Here is a 15,125-nt window from a genome sequence, read left to right on the forward strand (position 1 = left end):
CAAGATGTTGCAAAAAAAGATCTGTATGCTGGGCGGGTTCTCTGTCGGAAAGACGAGCCTGGTTCGCAGGTTTGTGCAAAGCATCTTTTCAGAAACCTACTTGACCACGGTGGGAGTGAAAATCGACAAGAAGAATGTCGCACTCCCGGACAAAACCGTGGATCTGATTTTGTGGGACTTGGCCGGCGAAGACGATATCGGCTCATTCCGCGTCAGCTATGTTCGAGGTGCAACCGGGCTTGTGCTTGTCGTCGATGGAACCCGCGCTGCTACTCTTGCCGTGGCGCTCACGCTGCGCGAACGGGCCGAGGCCGAATTCGGCGCTATGCCGTTCGTATTGCTGATCAACAAATCCGATCTGGCCGATCGGTGGGCAATATCGGATAGTGAGATTAACGAACTGAGGCAACGTGGATGGCAAATCTATCTAACAAGTGCGCTCTCGGGTGAGAATGTTGATGATGCGTTTCGTCAACTTGCTTTGATGGTAACCAGATAGACCATGCATGGATTGCCAAGAGAAGTCCGAAGTTGGATTTTCAATTTCTTCTACAATGGGCACTCTGTCGCATATCTGAAAATCGACGCCCAGCTTTGCATAGCTGCCAAGGGCGGAAATGTTGAACATTACGGACTCACATCGCTTCGCATTGGCAAAGCTGTTGCCGAGCAGCTTGAATTTATGGAAGGTTTGCTGCCTTGCCCGGAGCTTCCGTTTCACATTGCCATGGTCGAGCTGCCCAGCGGGCGTGTCGCGGACCTTCATTTTTTTGCTGACAATGCCTGCGTGTGGCTGCTCTTTCTTGACGCCACTGCCGAACGCGACAATAGGCAGCGGCTTCAACAAAAGGCCTATGAAATGACACTCCTGCAAGAGAGGGAGCGTCAACTCAACGAGAAATTACAAACGACGAACGAGGCGTTGAGGAAGAGCCAGGAGGGATTGGCGCGTGAATACCAGCGCGCCGAAACCCTGCTCCTCAACATTCTTCCGGCGTCGATCGCGGAGCGGTTGAAAGCGCACAAAAAAATTGCTGACAACCACGCGGAAGTGAGTGTGCTTTTTGCCGACATCGTCGGTTTCACGGAACGAGCGCGGAGCGTCGGAGCCGTGACGACGCTCGCAATTTTAAACTACTTCTTCAAGGCGGCGGATCGGCTCTCGGAACGATACGGCTGCGAAAAGATCAAGACAATCGGCGATTGTGTGATGGTGGTCGCTGGCCTGCCCACCGCGCGATCCGATCATGCAAAGGCCCTCGCACGCTATGCACTTGAGCTGCGCAAGGCGGTTAAGCGCGAAAGCTTCGCGGGAGAACCGCTGAGACTCAGAATTGGAATTCACTCGGGACCAATCGTCGCGGGCGTCATAGGCAAGAGGCGGTTTGCCTATGACCTGTGGGGCGACACCGTTAATCTCGCCTCACGTATTCAAACGTCCGCGGAGCCCGATGAAATCCGTATTTCGGATGCAACTCGCCAACTGCTTGGACCAAATTTTGCTTGCGACCCACTCGAGGAAACGGAATTGCGTGGTACAGGCCGTGTGCGGATGTGGCGGCTGCCGGCCTGATTGCCGCATGGCAGTGCCGACCCTGGAGCCCACGCATCTCAAGCCGCAAGCTATTATTACGCGAAGTTTTGACCCGATGGTGCCCTTCATTGTCCGCATCGCGAATGGCAGCAATGCGGATCATTTGCAGTCTTCCGACGGTCTATTGGGCGACTTGGGACACGGCTGACATCAGTTCCTGCGGGTTTGGCGCCCCAAACATGTATCGCCCACCCTCTGGAACCTCCGTGAAGCTCCAGCGGACGATCCCCTGCCGGTCCAGCAGGAATTGACCAATCAGTTGTCCGTGTCCCGTTGCCATCATCTGCTGGTCGGCTTCGGTCACTTCGTAATTGTCCTTCTTGCCGAGGAATTCGCTGGCCGCAAAAGGATCCATGGGACCGGGCAACTCGCCTGGTAAGTCGACCCGCATATCCTTTGCCACTGCCATCGAGACCTTGTACGGCCAGTTCGTCTCGTTTTGGGTGAATTCGAGATTTGGCAGTCCAAAAGCACGATGTGAAGCGCGTTCAGGATCTGAGGCCGCAAGCAGATTTGGCATCGGGTGGTAGCGGAAATAGAGACGCGCCCGTTCGATCGGCGTGTTGACCACCGTCAGGCTCTCCACGCCCCTTTCGCGCAGCTCCGGATCAAGCCGCGCCTGAGCGGCGATATGGCGCCGGCAAAACGCACAATGCAGACCTCGAAACAGACCGACCAGCACCGGTTTTTGCCCGCGAAAGTCGTCAAGCGCGATCTTGCCTTCCTGGGTAATGGCGTCGAGTACCAAGTTCGGTGCACGGTCGCCCGGTTGAAGCGGTACCAAGTCACTAGGCGCGGACATTTCCAATCTCCAACCCCGGCTAATCGAGAAAAGGCAGCACCACAAGCGCTTCCGGGTCGAGCCCGTGCTGGGCGCATATACCCTGCGCCAAGGAAAAGTAGCGTTCGGCCTCGGCAAGATTGTTGAGGTCGAGATTAAGCGTTGCCAGACCATCATAGCACGGAAACAGCAGTTGGGGTTCGCCCGTTTCGCGGGCTACGTCCAGTGCTTCGTGGAACAAGCCAACGGCCAGTTCCGGACGGCCGTTGCACTGGTGGATCTGCCCAAGCACAATCAACGGCACCGGCAGATGCTCTCGCTGATCGAGTGCCCGGTCGATCTCGATGGCTTTCTCGGCAGCAGGCACGCCCTCTGTTGGACAGCGATCCGTGAAAGTACAACAAGCGACCGCCAGATTGGCGAGAAGGCGCGCCTGGAAGCCCAAATCACCAATATGGCGCGCGACTTCAAGACCGCGCCGACAGACCTCCATCGCCCGTGCCGGATCGATGGTCGTGTAAAGCACGCCGAGATTGGTGTAGCCGCGGCAGGCCGCGCCCAGCAGACCGGCGGCTTCGGCCAATTCAATGCTGTGTTCGACCTGACGCACGGCTTCACGGTTTCGCCCAAGGCGAGCCAGCGCGACAGCCTTGGTATTGAGTGCCTCGGCGGTCACAAGAGTGGCCTCACGCCCCACCTCGGAGACATGTTCCGTCGTCAGAGCGCCTACGCAATCCAGCGCCGCGTCTGCCCATTTTGCCGCGAGAGCGTGATCTCCGCTACGGAATGCCTGTCGGCCACGTTCTTGCCAGAGATGCGCCTGCTCGACCGGGGCATCCGCTCCATCGAGGAGCGCTGCCGCTTCAGCATAGCGGGATTCTGCCTTCTCCCGCTTGCCGACGTCCCAGAGCAGCCGACCGATCTTACGCAAAACTCGCGCCGACGCGACGCGATTGGCCGACTCGCGGTATGCCTGCAACACCGCCTCGTAGTGATGGTGCGCGATCTCGCGGCGGCCTGCGGGGCCGCTCAAATCGGCAATGCGCTCGGCAATTGTCAGCTTGAGCGGTGTTTGCCCGGTCGCCTCCAACGCAGTCAGTGCTCGCTCGTAGAAACGAAGGGCATCGTCGTTGGCGTATATCATGCGAGCGCGATCGCCGGCCGCCTGCAGGTAATGCGCGCCCTTCTCCCGCTCGGCGCTCTGTGCGAAATGATGACCGAGCACGGTCAAATCCTCTAGCCGTTCCGGATTATCGCCGCACAGTTGCTCCAAGGCAGCACCTATCCGCCCGTGGATTTCGGTCCGGCGTTGCAGGAGCAGATTCTGGTAGATCACGTCCTGCAGCAATGTTTGCGTAAAGCGGTAGCTTTGCGACGAGATCGAGCCTGATCCGGCAACTTCCTCGATGATTTCCGCATCGCAAAGCAGTTCGCAGCCGGCTTCCAGCCGGGCGGGGTCGGCTGTCACGGTTTTCAGAAGCGTGGCATCGAAGCGCGGGCCGATTACCGCGGCTTCCTGGGCCAACCGGCGCACCCCTTGTGGCAGCCGGTCGACGCGAGCAAGCAACATTGCCTGGATAGTGGCGGGAATGCCGGTTGCGACTCCGCCTGCCACAGTCCGCCATCGCTGGCCCTCGCGCATCAGTACACCGCGATCGATAAGGCCGCGAACGATCTCCTCCAAAAAAAGAGGGTTGCCGCCCGCTCGCTCGAGGATCTGATCGACGAGCCCTCCCGCGGAGCTTACCCAGCTCTCGCCGAAAAGCGCCGCCAGCAGGCTGCGACCTTCATCGCTGTTGAGCGGCGAAAGCCTGAGCGCTGTGTGACTGACCCGACTTGAGTCGAGTTGGCTGTTGTCCGGCGCCGGGCGATGCGTGACCAGCACCATCAACCGCGTGCGTTCCAACCTGTCCATCACGAAACGCAGTGCCTCGAGCGACACGGCGTCGGCCCAGTGCAGGTCTTCGACGACAATCAACAGCGGCGACAACGCAAGCCGCCGTTCGATGATTGTGCGGACCGCGTAGAGAATTTGCCGCCGTAGCTGCTCGGGTTCGACATGCTGCAAGGTGGCATCGGGGTCGCCAAGGCCAAGCACATGGTAGAGCAAAGGCATCAGCCGCTTCGCCTCCTCGCCCTGCAGGCCGAGATCGGCAAGCAAGCCTGCGAGCTTCGCCCGCATTTCGTCCCCATCGTCGTTTTGCATCATCCCGGCAGCGCTGCGCACCACTGCGCCTAGGGCGCCAAATGATTGTTCGCCCAGCGGTGAGCACGTGGCCTGCCGCACGGCGACGTTGCGAAAACGATCCTCGTCGCCGACGCGGGCGACGAACTCCTTCACCAGCCGCGATTTCCCGATACCGGCTTCTCCGACGAGGCGGACAAGTTGGGCCGAGCCGCCGCAAGCCTGGTCAAGGCTCGCCAGCATTCTATGGAGCTCCGCAGCACGACCTATCATCGGCGCGCTGAGGCCGAGCGCCTCGAGCCCACGCGCTGCACGCGGCGCCGCAAGCGGTGCATCCAGTCGATGGACGAGCACACTGCCAGCCTTGCCGCGAAGCACGACATCGCCCAGCGACTCGTATGAGAAGGCATGCCGGGTCAGCCTGTGAGTGAGCTCGCCTACCAGCACCTCACCCGGTGCGGCCAGCGATTGCAGGCGTTGCGCCGTATTCACCGTGTCGCCGGTCACCGAATAGGATTTGGCGGTGCCGATGCCCAATCCGCCAGTGACGACCGGACCAGTGTTTATGCCGATGTGGAGTAACAGAGGCGAGCCGGAGTGGGAGGCGCTTTCGCCGAGCCGCGCCGTCCGGGCGATCATGTCGAGAGCGGCGCGAAGCGCACGTTCCGGGTCGTCCTCATGCGCGACCGGCGCACCGAACAAAGCGAGCAGTGCATCGCCGATGAATTTGTCGACGAAACCACCAAAGTTTCGCACGGCTGCCGTCAATTCCTTGAACAGTTCGTTCTGCAGCGTTTGCATGACCTCGGGGTCGAGCTGCTCGCTGAGTGTCGTGAAGCCGCAAAGGTCGGCGAAGAGGACCGTTACCGTCCGGCGATCGGCGTCAGAGACAGGATGCAGCCCTTCATCGCTTTCGATGTTCGCAAGCAGCGACGGAGTTCGAGAAGGCGGCACAATGGTTCGGCTTGGTGTCGGAGCAGGCCGTTCGACGGCTTTTGCGGGCGCACCGACGCTTGCCCCACATTTCGGACAGAACTCGAAATCAGGTGCGCAGGGATAGCCGCAACTGGCGCATGGCACGGGCTGGCGCTTGCCGCACCTTGGACAGAAAGCGTAACCGCCCTCAACCTTGAAACCGCAGCCTGAGCAGTCCATCCAACCAGACCTCACTAGGGGCCGTGACGGCGTGATCTCCCTACGCACTTCACGGCCAGGGTATTCACAAGCATGAACCGATAGCCGTCGACCGGCAAGCGGCAGCGCAAATGGGCATCGGGCGGTCGGGTGGGTCCTGTGGCAGCACGCAGCCAATTCAGTTTGCTGCGTGGCTGTCGGTTGCGAAAGTTCCCTCTTACTTCGGTCTTCCTGCTATCGTGGAGATGAGGAGACGAACCCTTGAGCGAGAATCGTAAGCTAGCCGCAATCCTGGCTGCGGATGTGGTCGGATACAGCCGGCTCGCGAGCGCGGATGAAGATCGTACTTTGGCGAGGTTGCGGACACTGCGCAGCGACCTGATCGATCCGATCATCGCGGTGCACCACGGCCGGGTGATCAAGCGCACCGGCGATGGGGCGCTGGTTGAGTTCCGCAGTGTGGTGGATGCCGTGCGCTGCGCCATAGAGGTTCAGAATGGTATGGTTGAGCGCAACGCCGGCGTGCCGCAGGACCGCCGTATCGAGTTCAGGATCGGCATCCATCTGGGAGATGTGGTCGAAGAAAGCGACGGCGACCTGATGGGCGACGGCGTCAACATCGCCTCGCGTTTGGAGGGAGTCGCGGCGCCCGGCGCCATCTGCCTGTCCGAGGATGCCTATCGCCAGGTCAAGGCGAGGCTCGACCTCTCGGTCAGCGATCTCGGCAGCACACAGCTCAAGAACATCGCCGAGCCGATCCGGGTCTATTCGCTGCAAGTCGGCAGCGCCGGGACCAAGGCGGCCGCGATCTCGGAAACCGCGACGAGCCGGCCGGCTACGGCAGTGCCGCCGAAGCTGTCGATCGCCGTCCTGCCGTTCGCCAATATGAGCGGTGACGCCGAACAGGACTACTTCGCCGACGGCATCTCCGAAGACATCATCACGGCGCTGTCCAAACTGTCGCAGCTCTTCGTCATCGCACGCAATTCATCGTTCACCTTCAAGGGCCAGAACGTCCATGTGCAGGAGGTGGGCACGAAGCTCGGCGTGCGGCATGTACTCGAGGGCAGCGTACGCAAGTCGGGGAACAGGGTGCGCATCACCGCGCAGCTCATCGATGCAACCACGGGCGGCCATCTTTGGGCGGAGCGGTTCGATCGCGACCTGACCGACATATTCGCGGTGCAGGACGACGTGACGCAGCAGATCGTCGGTGCGCTGGCGCTCAATCTGACTGAGAGTGACCGTCAGCGGCTGGCGCCCGAGCACCCGCGCAACACGGAGGCGTATGACTATTTCCTGCGCGGCCGGGAGCTGTGGCACCGGCTGACGAAGGAGACGAACGTCGCAGCCCGCGACCTCTTGCAACGCGCCACCGAACTGGACCCGAAGTTTGCCTCTGCCCACGCTTTCCTCGCCCTCACGCACGGGATCGATTACCTGAACAGGTGGGGTGCGTCACCGCCTGAATCGATGGCGCAAGCGGAGGAGGCCGCAACGCGAGCGGTAACGCTGGATGACAGCGATCCCTGGGCGCACTGGGCGCTGGCGATAGCCAAGCTGTACACACGACGGCACGATGAGGCCATCGACGAGGTCGAGCGCGCACTGGTCCTCAATCCGAACTTCGCCGAAGCGCACGTCGCCCGCGGCGAGGCGCTGTATTACTCGGGCAGACCCGAGGAGGCCCTTGAGAGTTTCGCCCGGGGAAAGACCCTGAACCCATACTTTCCGGATGTGCTTCTGCACTTCCAGGCTTTGGCCTTGTTTCAACTGGGAAGGTTCGACGAGGCCGTTGACCTCTTGCTGCAACGGCTGGCGCGCAACGCTGTCACCGACGTCTCGCGCGCGCTTCTGGCTGCCAGCTACGGCCATCTGGGCCGTCTCGCCGAGGCCCGCGCGGCATGGCAGGAGGTGCTTCGCGTCAATCCTGGCTATTCGCTGGAGTACCGTCGCAAAGTCCTGCCTTATAAGAATCCTGCCGATTTCGAACTCATGGTCGACGGCCTCCGCAAGGCCGGCATCGTGCAATGACAGGTGAGGCCATGCGGCCGGATCAGACGCTGTAGGCTTGGCCGATCTTGCGCCATCGTGGGTTTTCGCGAACCAGTTTCAGGTTGTCGGTGGTCTCGGCAAATGTCCGCGAACGGTATTGCCGGAGTAGGTCCGGGAAGAGCGCCCCTTCCGGCAGGCCGGCAAGCTGCTCGCGGACTGAGATCTTTTCATCGATGACCCGGGTGCCCCAGGCATTTTCCCTTACCTGCAGCTCCGCAGCCAGATCACGCTCTTCCGGCGCGGTTTTTTCCAACGCAGCCAGCAGGATCGAGTGGAAAAGCGCTACATAGCCAATCTGTCTCAGGCCGCCGACAACCCGCACCCGCGGCAATATGGCAAGAACGAGGAAGGTCAAGAACAAGTTCGGCAGCAGCACGCCGTCCAGCAGTGCCTGCTTGAGATGCGGCCGCTCGAACGGGATGGAAAGACCATGCGGCCTGTCAGGCTCGATCAGATGCCCGTTCTCAAGAACGAGCTTGCGCACGCGCTCCTCGCGGATGCCCCAGAAATAGTCCGTGGCATTGGGCAGGAATCTGCCGAATGGGCCCGATGCGGCCTCTTGCAAGGCATGTTCGAGACGCTGGCGTCTTGCGGGTTCGATGAGCAGCCTGGAAAGAAGGCTGCCTTCATATTCCAGATGCCGCGCCATGGCAGCCGCAGCGAGCCGATCATCGATGAAAACCGGCAGGGCCATGCCGGAACGATCCCAATTGGCGACCAGATCCTCGTTGAGGGCTGTCATGGCATCGGCGGCGGTTCCAAAGACCTTATCCTGACTGGCAAGCAGTGTACCGAGCCAGCGGCTGGCATCCGTTTCATCGCCCACCGCTTCGAGCGCGCGCTTGTTGAGGGAGACGGGACCGGCCACGCAGGCGCTTTTGCGGCACAGTTTGTGGCGCCCCATGCCAAACAGGTTGACCTTGTCGTCGCCGACATCGAGCCATCCGGGCCCCTCCCGGCCAATTGTCTCCATGGTCATCGTCGTTCCCATGAAGCCGACGAAGGCAGACAGCTCGTTTTCGACCGCGCCGAGCCAGGCAAACAGGAGGGCATCGAAGGTGATCCGGTCCATCAGAAGCAGGCAGTGCAGGCCGGACTGAATTACCGGTCTGTGCTCGAACTCTTCGAGGGCCTTGCCGATCTCCTCAGGCTGCATAATTACACCGAGGCGCTGATGCAGGACTTCGCGCAGGATCGAGCGGGCAGCGATCGCCGGCCCCGATGCGGGCCTTGCCACCGGCCGCCACAGATGGCGGGCGTAGTCGGAAACCGGAGCATTCCAGTTCTGCTCGATGTCACGCACGACTTCCGGGCAGAGCAGCGACAGCACAGCCAGAATTTCCACCGGAGGCGCAGGGGTTGGATCAAAGACGGCGGTCATCGGTCCCGTCTAGCCGCTTGCGGGGCAAACGCCAAGTGAGAGCGGACCCACACGAATTTTTGGGTCGGCTGAACACCTAAGGCAAAACAGCGGATCTTAGAACCGCAGCCGGGCCATACTCAGGAGGTCGCGGTACTGCCCGTCGGTAAAACCGGCCTTCACATGCCGGCCTTCGACCTCGAACCCGTGGCTTTTGTAGAGACGGATGGCCGGTTCGTTGTCGGCATAGACGGTCAATTCGACCCGCCTCAGGGCGCGCCAATTGTCGGCCACGTCAAGCAGCGCCCCAAGTATGGCAGAGCCGATGCCCTTGCCGACAAAGGCATCGTCAAGGCCGATATTGATCTCGCCGATATGCGAACGGCGCGGCGAACCCTGCACGACCAGACTGCCATGGCCGACGATCTTGCCGTCCAACTCCGCAACGATCCAGGTGGTTTCCTGGCCGGACTTGGCGATGCGCCGCTCCACCTGCTCCACCATCTCGAAGGGCATCCTGAACGTACCCCAGCGGAAGCCCGGCATGTTGAAGATAGCACAAAGCGCCTCCGCATCGCTTGGCCGGACGGATCGGAGCTGCGGCCGGATTTTCTCGGAAGATGGCGAGGTCGTGTTGGTCATGGCGTTCCCGGCGAAGGCAATCGGCCCGGCACAATGCACCGGACGGCACCTGAAAATCCAGCCGTCTTTGCAACCTATGATGCCGATTGCGACATAAAATACCGGGAGGCGGCGTAGAGTTTGAAGACGCCACTGATGCCGATCCAGCCGAAAAGGGCGAGCCAGCACAATGTCCCGGTCGCCGTCCAGTCGATCCGATGCACCGCAGCGTCGGTGATGACGAGTCCAAGGATAGCAAGCAGGCCAACCAGAAACTGCGCCAGGCCGAGCACCAGCAGTTCCTCGCGCGGCGCGCTTCTCCAGACGAGATATATGCCGCCCGCACCGGCGAGGAAGATGGCGCTGTAGACCTGAGCGTGGAAGGCATCGACCGGCCATGGCCAGATGCTGCTGAACGTTAGGGGAAACAGCAACAGGCCGACGCCATAGAGCCCAAGGATCACCGATTCCACCGGCATGTAGCCGCGCCACGCGGAGCTTAAGGTCACGCCTTTTGCAGAAGGACGGGCCCTGGCCCGCCACAGGAACATCCCGGATACCGCGACCGAGCCCAGATAGACCAAAAACCAGAGCCAGGGCGCTTTGCGCCCAAAGTTGAAATAGCCGAGATTGACGAACGAAGCCACCGACACGATGGCGGTGAAGATGAAGGCCATGACGAGCACGAGCCTGCCGGGCGACCAGCGGTTCCAAAACAGCAGCGCCGCCATCACGACCATTTCGGCGGTGTAGAAGCCGCCGAGGAAGCGAGCATTGAACGGCGTGACGGCCCAAGGCCAGCCCGGCTTGACCAGCACAGGCGCGAAAAATAGGCCGGCGCCTATGATCAGGACGATGATGACCACCACAGAGAAAAGGCGCAGGGCCGCGGGAAATGGCGGGTTGTTGGGTGTCGGCATCGGAGAGCGTCCCAAAGGTGAATGCCTATCGGCCATCATAGTGCCGCTTGCGGCAAGTGAAAATCCGCCGAATGGAAATTGAACCATCACCAGGCTGTCTATTCGAATGGTCCGTTTCGAAGTAAAATGAAACACTCGGACCAAAGAGCGGTCCGATCAACACGCCTGGGAGGCGCATCTTCCGGAGCCAGCCCGATGAACGAAGCTCAGGATCTGTTCTCGCTTCTGCGGCAATCGGCCGATGTCGATCCACTGGCAATCGACGCGATCAAGCGAACCATCGCGGAGGGCAAAGACCGCGAACTTTGCCGCATCAATGCGCCAGCCTTCGCCAGCAGGCATGGCCTCGACGAGGAACGCACCATAAGCGCCTTTCTCCATGCGGCGCGGGTGGGCATCTTCGACATTTCCTGGAACGTTCTGTGCCCCGGCTGTGGCGGCGTGCTCGACACCAACGCCACGCTGAAAACACTGCAGAAGGACGAATACACCTGCGCGCTGTGCTCCGAGGGCTATTCGCCAACCCTCGACGAGATGGTCGAGGTGACATTCACCGTCAGTCCCCGCATACGCAGAATTGCCGCCCACAATCCACACGAACTGCCGATGGTGGAATATTTCCGCCAGATCTACTGGGCGTCCGGCGTCGATGTGCCGGATGAGGATTTCGCGAAAAAATTGGAAGCGTTTTCGCTGGAAGATATCGAGCTTGCGCCCGGTGAAAAGGCGCTTCTGCCCATACAGCTTCCGTCCGAATTCATCATCGTCTTCGAGCCGGTCACCCATTCAGCGCAGTTCATCGACGTGAAGGGCGAACCGACAAAGGAGCGCCGAAGCCTCTCTTTGGTCTTCGACCGCGACCATGTCCAGAACCAGACGCTGGAGATGCAACCCGGCCCGCTGCGCATTTCCCTGGAAAACAGGACCGACACCCGCGTGCTGCCGACGGTCTTCATCGCCGGCCAGGCCTTGCATGATTTCCTGGGCAAACGGCGGCCATTCCTCACCGCCAAGCGCCTGCTCACCAACCAGACGTTCCGCGATCTCTATCGCACGGATACGCTCGACATCAACCAGCGCCTGAAGATCACCAGCCTGACCTTCCTGTTCACCGACCTGCGCGGTTCGACCGCGCTTTACGAGCGGGTGGGCGACCTTGCGGCCTTCGATCTCGTGCGCGCACATTTCCAGGTTCTGCACGAGATCGTCGCGGCGGAGGCAGGCGCGGTGGTCAAGACGATCGGTGATGCGGTGATGGCGACCTTCTCGACGCCTGATCGTGCGATTGCTGCGGCCCTCAGGATGCGCGATGCCATGCGGGCGCTCAACGACAAGAGCGGGCGCGAGGACCTGCTGCTCAAGATCGGCGTCCATGCCGGCCCCTGCATCGCCGTGTCCATGAACGAGCGACAGGACTATTTCGGCCAGACGGTCAATATTGCTTCGCGGGTCCAGAACCTTGCCAACGCACAGGCGATCTTCGCCACTCGTGCGGTGGTCGATGACAATCTCACCGCCGATCTCTTACACAGGAACGCGCTGACGCCCGTGCCCCACGAGGTCTCGCTGCGCGGCATTGACCGGGAGATAGCAGTATACACGATCCCCTGAAGGCCCCTGAAGACCTGGGTCCTCCCGGGCCCTCACACGCGCCTACAGATAAAATAGCGATCGGCGGGCACCGAAGGCGGCGGCGCGAGGCGCTGCAACCGCGGGTGATCGAGCGGCGTGCCGCTGACCGCGATGCCGCCGACGCGAAGCAGGCGCGCGGTCAGATCGGGAAGCCAGGTAGAGGTCACTGCATCGCGATCTTCATAGCCGGTGCCGATGTCGGCATGAACGAGAGCGGCGTCGATGCCAATGAACCTGCTCGCCGTCTCGCGTATTTCGCCGAGCACGAGGTTTTCAGCTTCGGGAATTGAGCTGGCGTGTGCGGCAAGTGCGCGGTCGAACGCCACGATCCGGCGTCCGGGCAGGCGCTCGCGCAGATGATGGAACGTCCGGCCATTGCCAAGGCCGAGCTCGAGCACGGGCCCCTCCATCTTCGCCACCTCGGCGCAGACATGATCGAGTATGTCGCGCTGTGCGGTCATCCTCCGGATGAAACTGTCGAGGCGACTCATATGCGTTTGTGTGTCCTGAACCAGCTCAAAAGATCGGCAATGCCCGCGATTAAACCCCGATCGAGCCTCGTCGCATATAGAGGCCCACTATGGGCACTGCAACAACCGAACAGGCTGCCAACGAGGATCGTACCGAGTGGACTTGGCGGCGCAGCGCGCGGCGGAATAGCGATGTCACTTGTAGGGGTCCGCGGCGTCCCGCAACCCGTCGCCGAGGAAGTTGAACGCCAAGATGACGAGAACGACGGGGAGCATCGGCAAAAGCAGCCATGGATAGAACGCGATCACGCTGACGCTGCGCGCCTCGGTGAGCAGGATGCCCCAGCTGGTTATCGGTGCCCTCAGGCCGAGCCCGAGGAAGCTCAGCGCCGTCTCGCCCAGGATCATGCCGGGTATGGAGATCGTCGCCGTCGCGATCAGATGCGACATGAAGCCGGGAATGAGATGCCGCCGTATAATGCGGCTGCTTCTGGCGCCCATCAATTGCGCGGCCAGAACGTAATCCTCCTCGCGCAAGGCTAGAAGCTTCGAACGCACGGCCCGCGCCAGTCCGGTCCAGTCGAGCAGCCCGAGGATGACGGTGATGCCGAAATAGATCAGGATTGGACTCCAGGTTATCGGCATGATCGCCGCCAGAGCCAGCCATAGCGGAATACTGGGGATCGATTGCAGAACTTCGATTATCCGTTGAACGATCAGGTCGAAGATACCGCCGTGATAGCCAGCCAGTCCGCCGATGACAATGCCGAGCAGGAAGCTGAAACTGATGCCGACAAGGCCGATTGTCAGTGAAATGCGTGCGCCATAGATGATGCGCGAGAGCACATCGCGCCCCAGCCTGTCGGTGCCGGCCAGAAAGAGCTGACCGTTTTCGGCGGGGCAGACAAAATGCCTGTCACCTTCGATCAGGCCCCAGAACCGGTACTTGTCGCCCTTGCAGAAGAAACGGATCCGCTGAACATCATCCTGATTCTCGATGTAGTTCCGCTTGAGCGTGTCCATATCCAGCGTCATCTGGCGGCCATAGACGAACGGCCCGACGAACTGGCCGTTGTGGAACAGGTGCACCCGCTGCGGCGGCGAATAGATGTAGTCCATGTTGCGCGTGTGCAGATCGTAGGGCGCCAGGAACTCGCAGATCAGTATCCCGAAATAAAGCGCTGCCAGGAATATGCCGGATACAAGGGCAAGCCTGTGCCGACGGAATTTCCACCACATCAGCCGCAGCTGCGACGCCTGAAAGACCTTCGACTGCTCCGGCGTCATCTCCTCGACCGACTGCAGGTCAAAGGGCGCGATGGAAACGTAGTGTTGCAGTGGGGCGCCCGGAGCGGGCAGCGGCGATTGCGTGTTCATTTGGTGCTGCCGCCTTGCAAACGAATTCGCGGATCAAGTAGCGCCAGCGCCAGGTCGGAAATCAGGACGCCGATGACCGTCAGGAAGGCGAGGAACATCAGGAACGACCCTGCCAGATACATGTCCTGGCTTTGCAGCGCCTTGATCAGCATCGGTCCGGTCGTCTCCAAAGACAGCACTATCGCGGTGATTTCGGCGCCGGAGATGATGGCCGGCAGGATAGAGCCGATATCTGAAATGAAGAAATTGAGCGCCATGCGCAGCGGATATTTGACTAGCGCCCTGAAGGGATGAAGGCCTTTGGCGCGCGCGGTCACGACATATTGCTTATGTAGCTCATCGAGCAGATTGGCGCGCAGCCGCCGGATCATGCTTGCCGTGCCCCCGGTGCCGATGATCAAGACCGGAATCCAGAGATGGGCGAGGATCGACTTCGCCTTGGCCCAGCTCATCGGCTCGCCGAGATATTGCTGGTCCATGAGATGGCCGATAGACGTGCCGAACCAGATGTTGGCGAAATACATCAGGATCAGCGCCAGCATGAAGTTCGGAATCGCAAGGCCGAGAAGGCCGAAGAAAGTCAGGCCGTAGTCGCTCCAGCTGTATTGATGCGTGGCGGAGTACATGCCGATCGGAAAGGCGATGAGCCAGGTAAAGATGATCGTGACGAAGGAAACCAGCACCGTCAGCCACATTCTGTCCCCGACGACGTCGCGAACCGGCAGCTCATATTCGAAGGAATAGCCGAAATCGCCGTGCAGCATCCCGCCGACCCAGTAGAAGTAGCGAATGACCGGTGGCTTGTCGAAACCATATTCCTTGCGCATCATCTCGATGCGATCGGAATCCACCGCTTCGCCCTGAGCCCGAAGCTCGGCAACATAGCTGTCGAAATAGTCGCCTGGGGGAAGTTCGATGATCGTGAACACCAGTGCCGATATGACCAGCAGCGTTGGAACCATCACGGCAATGCGCCAGACAAAATATCGAAGCACG

Annotated in this window: 12 protein-coding genes; 4 read left to right on the plus strand and 8 right to left on the minus strand. The window is 60.7% G+C overall.

The window, feature by feature from the left end; genetic code table 11:
* Positions 1 to 4 precede the first annotated feature (4 nt).
* The gene (locus tag NKH02_RS11560) at positions 5 to 499 is read left to right on the plus strand and encodes a Rab family GTPase (protein ID WP_352878794.1); all 495 of its coding nucleotides are present in this window, start codon (positions 5 to 7) and stop codon (positions 497 to 499) included.
* A 3-nt stretch (positions 500 to 502) separates the two neighbouring features.
* On the plus strand, positions 503 to 1,573 hold the full coding sequence (locus NKH02_RS11565; protein ID WP_352878797.1) for an adenylate/guanylate cyclase domain-containing protein: 1,071 nt from the start codon (positions 503 to 505) through the stop codon (positions 1,571 to 1,573).
* Between the two features lie 142 nt (positions 1,574 to 1,715).
* On the opposite strand, the gene NKH02_RS11570 is transcribed toward NKH02_RS11565, so the two are convergent.
* Together NKH02_RS11570 and NKH02_RS11575 are read right to left on the minus strand one after the other, a co-directional pair.
* Positions 1,716 to 2,396, minus strand: a complete 681-nt coding sequence (locus tag NKH02_RS11570; protein WP_352863154.1) for a redoxin domain-containing protein — start codon at positions 2,394 to 2,396, stop codon at positions 1,716 to 1,718.
* A gap of 19 nt (positions 2,397 to 2,415) precedes the next feature.
* Positions 2,416 to 5,715 carry an ATP-binding protein gene (locus tag NKH02_RS11575; RefSeq protein WP_352878800.1) on the minus strand — a complete coding sequence of 1,100 codons (3,300 nt, stop codon included), beginning with the start codon at positions 5,713 to 5,715 and terminating at the stop codon, positions 2,416 to 2,418.
* 240 nt (positions 5,716 to 5,955) lie between these two features.
* On the opposite strand from NKH02_RS11575, the gene NKH02_RS11580 reads away from it, so the two are divergent.
* A complete protein-coding gene (locus tag NKH02_RS11580; protein ID WP_352878803.1) occupies positions 5,956 to 7,728 on the plus strand; it encodes an adenylate/guanylate cyclase domain-containing protein in 1,773 nt (590 codons plus the stop codon).
* A gap of 22 nt (positions 7,729 to 7,750) precedes the next feature.
* On the opposite strand, the gene NKH02_RS11585 is transcribed toward NKH02_RS11580, so the two are convergent.
* From NKH02_RS11585 to NKH02_RS11595, 3 genes are all read right to left on the minus strand, one after another.
* Positions 7,751 to 9,130, minus strand: a complete 1,380-nt coding sequence (locus NKH02_RS11585; protein WP_352878806.1) for a hypothetical protein — start codon at positions 9,128 to 9,130, stop codon at positions 7,751 to 7,753.
* Positions 9,131 to 9,226: 96 nt separating this feature from the next.
* On the minus strand, positions 9,227 to 9,751 hold the full coding sequence (locus NKH02_RS11590) for a GNAT family N-acetyltransferase (protein WP_352878809.1): 525 nt from the start codon (positions 9,749 to 9,751) through the stop codon (positions 9,227 to 9,229).
* Positions 9,752 to 9,825: 74 nt separating this feature from the next.
* Positions 9,826 to 10,650, minus strand: a complete 825-nt coding sequence (locus tag NKH02_RS11595; protein WP_352878812.1) for a hypothetical protein — start codon at positions 10,648 to 10,650, stop codon at positions 9,826 to 9,828.
* 195 nt (positions 10,651 to 10,845) lie between these two features.
* Here NKH02_RS11595 and NKH02_RS11600 point away from each other — a divergent pair, with 195 nt between their 5' ends.
* Positions 10,846 to 12,261 (plus strand): adenylate/guanylate cyclase domain-containing protein, encoded by a 1,416-nt coding sequence (locus NKH02_RS11600; protein WP_352878815.1) that lies wholly within the window; start codon positions 10,846 to 10,848, stop codon positions 12,259 to 12,261.
* Between the two features lie 32 nt (positions 12,262 to 12,293).
* Here NKH02_RS11600 and NKH02_RS11605 read toward each other — a convergent pair whose 3' ends face one another.
* From NKH02_RS11605 to NKH02_RS11615, 3 genes are all read right to left on the minus strand, one after another.
* Positions 12,294 to 12,773, minus strand: coding sequence for a class I SAM-dependent methyltransferase (locus NKH02_RS11605; protein ID WP_352878818.1), 480 nt, complete (start codon positions 12,771 to 12,773; stop codon positions 12,294 to 12,296).
* Between the two features lie 174 nt (positions 12,774 to 12,947).
* Entirely contained in the window at positions 12,948 to 14,129 is a 1,182-nt protein-coding gene (locus NKH02_RS11610) for an ABC transporter permease (RefSeq protein ID WP_352878821.1), read from the minus strand.
* Positions 14,126 to 15,124 (minus strand): ABC transporter permease, encoded by a 999-nt coding sequence (locus NKH02_RS11615; RefSeq protein WP_352863168.1) that lies wholly within the window; start codon positions 15,122 to 15,124, stop codon positions 14,126 to 14,128. The genes NKH02_RS11610 and NKH02_RS11615 overlap by 4 nt, the downstream gene beginning before the upstream one ends.
* Position 15,125 lies beyond the last annotated feature (1 nt).

It is taken from the genome of Mesorhizobium sp. M1396, assembly GCF_040317725.1.
GTDB lineage: Bacteria > Pseudomonadota > Alphaproteobacteria > Rhizobiales > Rhizobiaceae > Mesorhizobium.